The organism is Pseudoalteromonas sp. NZS127, from assembly GCF_015864805.1.
Taxonomy (GTDB): Bacteria; Pseudomonadota; Gammaproteobacteria; order Enterobacterales; family Alteromonadaceae; genus Pseudoalteromonas; species Pseudoalteromonas nigrifaciens.
Genome location: NZ_JADYWN010000039.1, coordinates 1 through 2,743, shown reverse-complemented (window position 1 = coordinate 2,743; position 2,743 = coordinate 1). Strand labels below are relative to the sequence as shown.

Below are 2,743 nucleotides of genomic sequence, written 5' to 3'. Positions count from 1 at the left end.
TAATATGCTCTTTAAAAATTTGGAAAAGCTGATAATAAAATTCTGATGAATAACATTGTTATTTATCAAGAGTTTTCAAAAGTAAAAAAAGAATGGTAGCAGTACCATTCAGTGCCATTTAATTAACTCTTTGAGTTGATTGATTGGTATCTACTTTAGTATTCAATATTGACTTCTGGCGAAGTTAAACTGTCACACAACAAAGACCCGTTTGGGTTGTATGGTTAAGTGACTAAGCGTACACGGTGGATGCCTTGGCAGTGGGAGGCGATGAAGGACGGATTAACTTGCGATAAGCCTAGTCAAGCTAGTAAAAAGCACTTGAGACTAGGATTTCCGAATGGGGAAACCCACCTGCTTGCAGGTATCGTTAACTGAATACATAGGTTAACGAGGCGAACGCGGAGAACTGAAACATCTAAGTACCCGTAGGAAAAGAAATCAACCGAGATTCCGAAAGTAGCGGCGAGCGAAATCGGAACAGCCCTTAAGCTTATTATGTGTTAATGGAAGGCTGCTGGAAAGCGCCACGATACAGGGTGATAGTCCCGTACATGAAAAGACATTTTAAGTGAAATCGAGTAGGTCGGAGCACGTGAAACTTTGACTGAATATAGGTGGACCATCATCTAAGGCTAAATACTCCCAACTGACCGATAGTGAACCAGTACCGTGAGGGAAAGGCGAAAAGAACCCCTGTGAGGGGAGTGAAATAGAACCTGAAACCGTGTACGTACAAGCAGTAGGAGCCCACTTGTTGGGTGACTGCGTACCTTTTGTATAATGGGTCAGCGACTTATATTTTGTAGCGAGGTTAACCGATTAGGGTAGCCGTAGGGAAACCGAGTCTTAACTGGGCGAATAGTTGCAAGGTATAGACCCGAAACCCGGTGATCTAGCCATGAGCAGGTTGAAGGTTGAGTAACATCAACTGGAGGACCGAACCCACTAACGTTGAAAAGTTAGGGGATGACTTGTGGTTAGGAGTGAAAGGCTAATCAAACCGGGAGATAGCTGGTTCTCCCCGAAATCTATTTAGGTAGAGCCTCGGACGAATACTTACGGGGGTAGAGCACTGTTAAGGCTAGGGGGTCATCCCGACTTACCAACCCTTTGCAAACTCCGAATACCGTAAAGTAATATCCGGGAGACACACGGCGGGTGCTAACGTCCGTCGGGAAGAGGGAAACAACCCAGACCGCCAGCTAAGGTCCCGAAGTCATAGTTAAGTGGGAAACGATGTGGAAAGGCTCAGACAGCCAGGAGGTTGGCTTAGAAGCAGCCATCCTTTAAAGAAAGCGTAATAGCTCACTGGTCGAGTCGGTCTGCGCGGAAGATGTAACGGGGCTAAACTATGCACCGAAGCTGCGGATTCAGAATTTATTCTGAGTGGTAGGGGAGCGTTCTGTAAGCCGTTGAAGGTGACCCGGGAGGGTTGCTGGAGGTATCAGAAGTGCGAATGCTGACATGAGTAACGATAATGGGAGTGAAAAACTCCCACGCCGGAAGACCAAGGGTTCCTATCCCATGTTAATCAGGGTAGGGTAAGTCGACCACTAAGGCGAGGCCGAAAGGCGTAGTCGATGGGAAACAGATTAATATTTCTGTACTCGATATAATTGCGATGGGGGGACGGAGCAGGCTAAGCAAGCATGGCGTTGGTAGTCCATGTGAAAGTGAGTAGGGCGTTTGTTTAGGTAAATCCGGACGAACACTAAACCTGAGACACGAGACGAGTCACCAAGGTGATGAAGTTGCTGATGCCATACTTCCAGGAAAAGCCTCTAAGCTTCAGATTATATGGAATCGTACCCCAAACCGACACAGGTGGTCAGGTAGAGAATACTAAGGCGCTTGAGAGAACTCGGGTGAAGGAACTAGGCAAAATCGTACCGTAACTTCGGGAGAAGGTACGCTCCTATCTGTGATGAGACTTGCTCTCTAAGCGGACGGGAGCCGCAGTGACCAGGTGGCTGGGACTGTTTATTAAAAACACAGCACTGTGCAAAATCGCAAGATGACGTATACGGTGTGACACCTGCCCGGTGCCGGAAGGTTAATTGATGGGGTTATCCTTAGGGAGAAGCTCTTGATCGAAGCCCCGGTAAACGGCGGCCGTAACTATAACGGTCCTAAGGTAGCGACATTCCTTGTCGGGTAAGTTCCGACCTGCACGAATGGTGTAACTATGGCCACGCTGTCTCCACCCGAGACTCAGTGACATTGAAATCGCAGTGAAGATGCTGTGTACCCGCGGCTAGACGGAAAGACCCCGTGAACCTTTACTACAGCTTGGCACTGAACATTGAACCTACATGTGTAGGATAGGTGGGAGACTTTGAAGCAGCGACGCTAGTTGTTGTGGAGTCAACCTTGAAATACCACCCTTGTAGTTTTGATGTTCTAACGTTGGCCCCTGAATCGGGGTTACGGACAGTGCCTGGTGGGTAGTTTGACTGGGNCTTGAAATACCACCCTTGTAGTTTTGATGTTCTAACGTTGGCCCCTGAATCGGGGTTACGGACAGTGCCTGGTGGGTAGTTTGACTGGGGCGGTCTCCTCCTAAAGAGTAACGGAGGAGCACGAAGGTTGGCTAAGTACGGTCGGACATCGTACGGTTAGTGTAATGGTAGAAGCCAGCTTAACTGCGAGACAGACACGTCGAGCAGGTACGAAAGTAGGTCATAGTGATCCGGTGGTTCTGAATGGAAGGGCCATCGCTCAACGGATAAAAGGTACTCCG

The 2,743-nt window shown here is 48.2% G+C and carries 1 rRNA gene; it reads left to right on the top strand.

The window, feature by feature from the left end:
• Positions 1–222: 222 nt before the first annotated feature.
• Positions 223–2,743, top strand: a 23S ribosomal RNA gene (locus tag I6E78_RS18160); the annotation flags it as partial.